Source organism: bacterium (genome assembly GCA_013360195.1).
Classification (GTDB): Bacteria; Electryoneota; RPQS01; order RPQS01; family RPQS01; genus JABWCQ01.
Window position 1 is genome coordinate 149,564 of sequence record JABWCQ010000005.1, and the last position, 7,285, is coordinate 156,848.

Annotated in this window: 6 protein-coding genes; 2 read left to right on the forward strand and 4 right to left on the reverse strand. The window is 52.9% G+C overall.

What is annotated here, in order from left to right:
- Window position 1 precedes the first annotated feature (1 nt).
- The 3 genes from HUU59_05785 to HUU59_05795 form a co-directional block, all read right to left on the reverse strand.
- A complete protein-coding gene (locus tag HUU59_05785; protein NUO18942.1) occupies window positions 2-3,520 on the reverse strand; it encodes a tetratricopeptide repeat protein in 3,519 nt (1,172 codons plus the stop codon).
- 88 nt (window positions 3,521-3,608) lie between these two features.
- Window positions 3,609-4,184, reverse strand: a complete 576-nt coding sequence (locus HUU59_05790; GenBank protein ID NUO18943.1) for a hypothetical protein — start codon at window positions 4,182-4,184, stop codon at window positions 3,609-3,611.
- Window positions 4,185-4,678: 494 nt separating this feature from the next.
- Complete coding sequence (locus HUU59_05795; GenBank protein NUO18944.1) at window positions 4,679-5,329, reverse strand: hypothetical protein; 651 nt, start codon at window positions 5,327-5,329, stop codon at window positions 4,679-4,681.
- 297 nt (window positions 5,330-5,626) lie between these two features.
- On the opposite strand from HUU59_05795, the gene HUU59_05800 reads away from it, so the two are divergent.
- Window positions 5,627-6,397 carry a hypothetical protein gene (locus HUU59_05800; protein NUO18945.1) on the forward strand — a complete coding sequence of 257 codons (771 nt, stop codon included), beginning with the start codon at window positions 5,627-5,629 and terminating at the stop codon, window positions 6,395-6,397.
- A gap of 39 nt (window positions 6,398-6,436) precedes the next feature.
- A complete protein-coding gene (locus tag HUU59_05805; protein ID NUO18946.1) occupies window positions 6,437-6,724 on the forward strand; it encodes a hypothetical protein in 288 nt (95 codons plus the stop codon).
- Between the two features lie 74 nt (window positions 6,725-6,798).
- On the opposite strand, the gene HUU59_05810 is transcribed toward HUU59_05805, so the two are convergent.
- Window positions 6,799-7,272, reverse strand: coding sequence for a T9SS type A sorting domain-containing protein (locus HUU59_05810; GenBank protein NUO18947.1), 474 nt, complete (start codon window positions 7,270-7,272; stop codon window positions 6,799-6,801).
- Window positions 7,273-7,285 lie beyond the last annotated feature (13 nt).

Consider the following 7,285-nt stretch of genomic DNA (forward strand, 5'->3'; position numbering starts at 1 on the left):
GTTACTCCTGCGTTTGCATTGATTTGCGAAGCTCTACAGCTTCCTGTTTGAATCTTACTATTCCCGGCGACTGAAGATAGAGAGTCTGCGTTTCTTCCGGTAGACGTGTCGCAATCGCTTTCAGGACCGCCACGCCGCGGCCGAACTCTTCAAGCGCCTTCTTCGGCTGTCCGCTGCGGGCAAGTTGTCTCCCTGTCGCCCAATGAAATTTCCAGAGCAAGTCGGGATAGGACGACAATTTCCGCAATGCAACCTGCCACTTGGACGGTTCCAGCGCCACTCCCGCGTAGAGAGTCTCAATCAGTTGCGTGCGCGCCGCCGTAAATGGATCCCACTTCGTGTCCCCGACCTTTCGCGCCTGAATCAACTCTTCGTGAACCGTTTCCTTCTCTCCGTTTTCAGCGGCAATTTGGCAGCACGTCAGATGCAAGTGCAGCAGCGCAAGCGGATCAGATTCATCCGAAAGCAGCTCCTTTGCCCGATCCGCCGCTTCGTGAGCACGAGTAAAATCTCCTCGCCGTGCAAACAGTGACGCCAGCCCTTCAAGCGCCTGTCCCTCCGCCTTGCGTGTTCCGATCGAGGCCGCAATATCACGTGCGTGCCCAAGAGTGCGTTCGGACTTTTCAATGTCCTCAAGGGTCAGCAGCAGCTTGCCCAGGTATATCATCGGTTCGAGTTGCGATTCGGAATCACCAATGGCAGACGCTTGTGCAACTGCTTCCTGCAAATAGGCAAGTGCGCGCGGATAATCGGCGCGTTGAAAGGCGAGTTCACCCAGATTGCTGAGGATTTCAGTCTGTTCCCGCGGACTTTCCAACTTTCGAAAGAGCGCCAAAGCCTTCAGGTAGTAGTCTTCAGCTTCACGCAAGTCACCGGACTCAAGCGAGTCGATGCCAAGATTGTTGTAGATTCCCGCCAATCGCTGAATGTCGTCGATATGCTTCGAGATGGTCGCGCAGCGTTCCCACAAGTTTCGCGCGCGCAAGCGGTCGCCGGATTGAGACGCGAGAACACCAAGGTTATTGTACATGTTGGCGATTCCCTTTCTATCGGCAATCGCCTCATAGACCTCAAGGCAGCGCTGCCAATAGACGCGCGCAACATCCGTGTCACCGCGATAGAAAGCGAGTGTCGCCATGGTATTGAGCAGCAGGGCGAAGCCCGCGTCTGTCGCATCAGACGGCACCATCGTCAGACCGCGCTCTGCGAGCATGCGTGCCCGCTCGCCTTCGCCGCGCTTGAATGAAATCCAGGCCAGAGTTCCGTAGACGGAGCCGGCGGCCTGTGACGTGTGCTCGTCCAGCAACGGCATGCAGCGATTCAGAATCTCTTCCGCTTCGTCCGGATAACCAAGCTTTTCGCGAAGATTCGCATATCTGGCGACATGGAGCAGATTCTCTTTCGTAATCGCGACCTTACCGTTGTTTGTCACCTGTCCGAGCAGTGCCGCGGCGCGATGAAAGTCTCCCTCAATGTACTCGATTCGCGCAAGCTGCATTTGCAGAAACGCCTTGTGACTTTTGGGGACATCACCCAGACTATACTCAAGCAGCTTGCGCGCCCAACTGAGTTTGCCCATTCGCACGGCGTCTTCTATCGTTTTCTCAGCTTCTACTGCCGGCGTGCGATAGGCTCCGGACATGAAGTCGTGGAACAGCAGCTCTTGTGTGCGCGTCAACTCATCGATGTCTTCGGCGTGCATCCAGAAGTTGTACAGGCTCGCATGTGCAACTATCCGCTCCTGTTCCGACAGTTTGCCGTTGACATACTCCACAACGGCATGGTGCGTAATCGCCGTACCGAAGTCGTTTGTCCTGATCCACCCTGTTGCAGCGAGTTCGTCACACACGGATTGTGGAGTAACTCCGGATTCGAATCCAATGGCTTGTGACACGACCTCAAACGAAAGCGGAGTAGGCGAGCAGGCAAGACATTTCAAGACGGACTTGGAACTGAAAGAGAGATGCTCAAGTCTACTCTGGATTGCTCGCGCGATATCGTCGTGAATCGGAAGTTTCCACCTTCCGGGCATCAATTCCCACCCGGACAGCCCGATGCGCAGTATGTCCGTGGATACAAGCTGCTCAAGCGCGGCTTCAAGTGCGGACGGATAGCCCAGCGTTTGTCCCATCAGCTGGCTGCTGAAATCAAATGGAAAGATATTGTCAGGAAAAGTCGCCTTGACAAATTTTCCGATTCCCTCTTCATTCAGCGGGGCCAACTCCACTTGTTTGAATCCGGTCGCAAAGTCGGGAAGTTCACCGACAGTGTGACTTCCGATGAGCCACCAGCAGGATTCGAGAATCGGATTTCGATAGGTCTCTCGTAATTTATCGGACGGCAAGGCGGAAATATCCGGCACGACGAGCGCCTGCGGCTTCTGGTTGTGCAATGGCAAGTCCCTGACCGTATTCACAACTCTGGTTGAGAATCCCGACAAGGTCAACTCTACAGCCAAGTCTTTCAACAGCCTTGTGCAGCCTAAACCGTGCTCACCCGTTACGACGAGATTTTCCGGCCTGTCACCGCTGGAAAGAATCTCCTTATGCCTCGAGAACTCTTGACGCGCATTCGCGTTCGTGACAATTCCGGACGAGGAAATGTATGCCTTTCGGGTCTCTGTCGTCTCGTAGTCAAATGACGAACCGTCGCGCTCATTGAGCATCGCAATGACATGCCGCGCACTTTTGGGCCGGTCAGCCGGATTTATCTCAATCAGGGCCGCAATCACATCGGCTAAACCGATCGGCAATTCCGCTCGGTAGCGGAGCGGATGCGGCGCATCGTGCTTGGTTCGCAATTGTGCCAGCGCAACTGCGTCTTTTCCTTCAAACGGCAGTTTACCGGTTGCGAGCCGGTACATCAGCATGCCGAGAGCATATAGGTCCGATGCCACCGACGACTGTCCCGACTGAATAACTTCAGGCGCCATGTAGTCAAGCGTGCCGCCTGCCTCTTCCGTTACTTCGGAGTGGTTGCCGGCAAGACCGAAGTCCACAAGCTTCAGTGTGGCAAACTCCCCGGATTTGGTGAGCTTGCCGAGCACGTTGTCGGGTTTGATATCGCGATGCAGCAGTCCCCTGCTGTGCAGGAATGCGAGTGCGCGGCAAAGACTGACAAGAACCGTTCGCAGTTGGTCGTGCTTCCAGTCAGCCGCGAGTTGGTCCAGCGGCTTGCCGTCCACAAACTCGGTCGTGAAGTAGTACCCTCCCTCGCTTGCCGGCAGCCTGCCGAAATCGAACACTTCCGGAATGTGCGGATGTACGACACCACGGATGTTGCGGAACTCTGCACGGAAACTCTCAATCGCCGCTTCATCTTGAACGGACTTGAGGGTCTTCAGCGCCATGAGTTGATTGCTTCGGCGTGTGTCCACGACCAAATATACCACACCCATTCCGCCGACGCCGATCGTGCGTAGAACTTGGTACCGCGAGTCTATTGAAGAGGTGTCGTGCATCAGCAACTGTTGACTTACTAAACTCAGTATTTCATCATATAAGTCGAGGGAGCGCAACATTTTATGTCGCGTTCCTTTCTATCCGTAAGTCATAAAAACAAAAACCCGGCCAGACAGTGACCGGGTTTTCCGTGTGGGTTAGGTGAGTTTATGAGCCGACGCGACTTGTGATGATGTATCGGCTGAAATGGTTAGTTGTGACCGTAATGAATCTGTTCTCTGATCGAACAAACGAGACTTCTTCAATCGTGCCGTCGTCATGAACATATAGCGGGACAATCTCGTCAAACTCAATGCCTTCCGGCAATACAAAGTCCCTCGTATCCCATCGAATTTCGACGTTTCCGGCAAACTGAGTCGGATGCGGGTAGAAGTCACACACACCCGCACATGATGCCGGCGCCACGACCGTGACAACCATGTCGTATGGCAGCGAACTACCCGGTATTGTGAGCTTGCAGATTCCCGCTACATTGATGTTAACGGTCTGACCAGTAACGGCGTTTCTACTGCTTGATACTGTGTCACATTCGTTGTCATCCAAGGTTGGTCGCGCAAAGTCAATCACGGTGTAACCGGCTGCCTCTGCCGCCGCCAGCGCCTCGTCCAGTGGCGGGTATTGGTATGAGATAGCTTCATCTGTAGTGACCGATGCGGTCGGTGCATTAAATTCCGAGCATCCTACCGCGAAGACGATCAACGCCGATATTAGCAGCGTTTTCATTGGTGGGATTAGGATCTTCATAAGTTTCTCTCTATTCGGACGTTTGTGATTCTCATTCTCGTGTTGACATAGAGCAACCATGATGCCAACTATATTAAGTGTTGTTTGGACAGAAGAAACAAGCGTTTGGATTAGTGACACTCTTTGATTCCGGTGGATTTCAACCACCGGTGGTTGGGATACACGACTCATGATACGCAATCATCTTACTAAGTTTAGTGCAATTAACCGTGCGACGCTTCGCAAGAACCGGCGGCCTCGGCGAAACCGATTCCCTGAAAACAATTTCTCCCGCCCGGCTTGCTCAAGGTCGAACGGGAGAAATCAAGGTGCACATGCAGCGTGCGGAGTTTTGTTAGGAGGCAAAAAACAAAATGTACTTATCAGATAGACGCACCATTTTACGAACCCTTGCTTTACTGAATATATGGTCACAAACTCTCCCACCGGGCGGCAGACCGCATGAAACTGCCGCCCGGGGAGACCACGGAGGATTAGGCGATGATGTAGCGGCTGAAGTGATCCACTTCAACCGAGATAGTCTTTGCTCCGGCATCGAGCACTCGTCCGATGTCCTGTTGCACAGGCTCACTGCCGTCATTCGGCACATAAAAGATCTGCAGATCCGAGGGATCCAGCGGCTCGATGCCCGCACGTTCGCAATAGTCGGCATCATATTGAGTTCCGGCAAAGGAAAGTGTCAGCCGAACTGACGTTCCGTCATTGAAGGACAATGGACTCGGACCACAGTCTACTCCAATTCCAGTTCCCGATGCAAGGGACATGGTAAAGTTCACGATGCCACCGACTGCACCTGGTGGTACCACAAAACTGTGAGACCCGCACCTGACTGTGCCGCCGACATTGCCGTCAATTGGATATGCCGAGAAGCTGCCGATTCCGCGTAATGCTGGATTGACCATGCCGGGCGTTTCCCAGTACATTTCATCCAGAATAATAGGAATCTGTCTTCCCTCGACAAGCTCGTCACCGAGTTGCGGAGACCACAAGTCAAGGGACTCGCCCGCATCATTGGACAGGGTGGGCGACTCCAAATTGCTGCATCCGATGGAGAGCAGCAAAACGCTAATGAGTCCTACAAAAAGTTGTGAGATTCGGCTCAGGTTCTTAGTCAGATTCTTCATGCACTCCTCCTCAGGAGAATTCGTTGGCTTCATGTTGATGAATGGCAACCCATATGCCAACTATACTAGGTGTAGTAAGCCTGAGTCCTAAGCCCTGTTTCTAATACTCTTATGATTTACAATTCCTGCAGAATATCACCCAATTCACTCCAAAGTCTGCGACAAATCACCATTTGCACCGCGATTTTCGGTTCATATGAGCAAAACGGTTTATTTCACGTGCATCCTATTTAGACCTTTCCAATCGCGGCTAAAATTAGTAACTTCTGGAGATCACACTATTAGAAAGGAGTTTGTGTGAAAAAAGTGGTTCTCATCTTATGTCTGATGCTGACCGGATCGTTGTGGGCGACCGAACCCCAGCGAATGGTCAAGAGCGCAGGCCAACTGGCTTGGGAGGCGGTGCCGGACACCCTCCCGGATGCCGAGCAAGTCCGGATTGCGCGGGAATTTCTGGATCAATACCCCAATGATATCCCATTGTTGCGCAGTGTCCAGAACGTGCTGAACCGGAAGTCCGACTTGACCGTTGACTTCTGGAAAGAGCGCATGGACAAGTCTCCCACGACGGCCAATCGTTATCTTTATGCCCGTAAGGCGAATGATCCTGCTATATCGAAAGAGCAGGCTGAGTGGATGATGAAGAATGATGCCGGCAATTTCTGGGGCTACTATCTCGCCGCGGTCACGGAGTGGAGCAAGGAAACGCCGGACATGAAAGTGGTCATTGACTACTTCGATCAGGCCATTGCCAAGGATCCGTCACGGCCTGAGGGCTGGTATTATTGCGGCGATGCAAATGAGCAGGCGGGCAATCTCGACCGTGCTCTGCAATGCTATCAGGCCGCGAAAGTCGTGGAGCCCGACGACTCCTCGCTGAACATGTCCATTCTGAGCATTTACGCGCAGAAGAGAGACGCGGACAACTACTTCGCACTGGCTGCGCAACTTCTTCCCAAGGAGCCGCCGCTGCAAGTGGAATTGGGAATGCACAACAGCGGGCACAAGATGACTGCCTCTGATTTTTCAGGGCAGTACACGGTGCTTGAGCTGTTCACATATTGGTGAAGGGGCTGTGTGCAGCGGTCGCTGCCGGAAATGAACGCCTTGAAGACTGAAAACAAACTCCCTTTCCCCGTTTATGCAGTTCATGCCGAAGGTGCGCATGAAAAAGCTCTGGCCATCATGGATTCGACGGATGTCAACGGAAAACCGTGGAAGCTCGACTTCGTTTATGGTGACCAGGCTTTGAAGGACAGACTTGCCGTGGCCGGTTATCCGTCCTACTATGTGATTGACGATCAGGCGCGGCCTGTCGCAGTCGTACTTGGACATCCGGAAAACACCATTGACCTGCTTGAATGGCTCATCATCGAGGCCAGAAAACGCAGTTAATAGTTTTGACTCTGCATAACGCAAAAGCCCGCTCCAGTGAGCGGGCTTTTCTCATTTTAATTTAGTGCTTCGAGCTATTTCACCAGCACAAGTCTGGTCGTCGCAGAGAATGCTTCTGATTGCACTCTGGCAAAGTAAATGCCGCTGGAAAAGTTGCTCGCGTCAATGGTAACCTGATGCGTACCGGCTACAAATCTCTGGTCGGCGACTTCCTTCACTGCCCGGCCAAGCAAATCAAACACCGCTATCCTTATCTCAGAAGTAACCGGAAGCGTGAACCTGAGTCGAGTCGAAGAATTGAACGGATTTGGTATAGCCGAAACACTAAACTCATGTGGAAGCACTCCGCGTGCTGACTCCGCGCCTTCCGTTGTGTCCGTCAGCCACGGAATAAATTGAACTCCGCCCGTTATCGTATCTCCCAATCCCGATGGGTTGTCCGTCTCGTGATAAGGCCCGCTTGCATCACCCCAATAGTTGAACCGGGCGTCAGTTTGCGCTGAGCCGTCAAGCGCATACCCGCAATCAACAAAAACGTTATTCCTCATCGTGTGAGGCATC

Coding starts and splice junctions, on each gene's coding strand:
- HUU59_05785 (NUO18942.1), bottom strand. CDS start 3,520: ATGTTGCGCTCCCTCGACTTATATGATGAAATACTGAGTTTAGTAAGT.
- HUU59_05795 (NUO18944.1), bottom strand. CDS start 5,329: ATGAAGAATCTGACTAAGAACCTGAGCCGAATCTCACAACTTTTTGTA.
- HUU59_05810 (NUO18947.1), bottom strand. CDS start 7,272: ATGAGGAATAACGTTTTTGTTGATTGCGGGTATGCGCTTGACGGCTCA.
- HUU59_05790 (NUO18943.1), bottom strand. CDS start 4,184: ATGAAAACGCTGCTAATATCGGCGTTGATCGTCTTCGCGGTAGGATGC.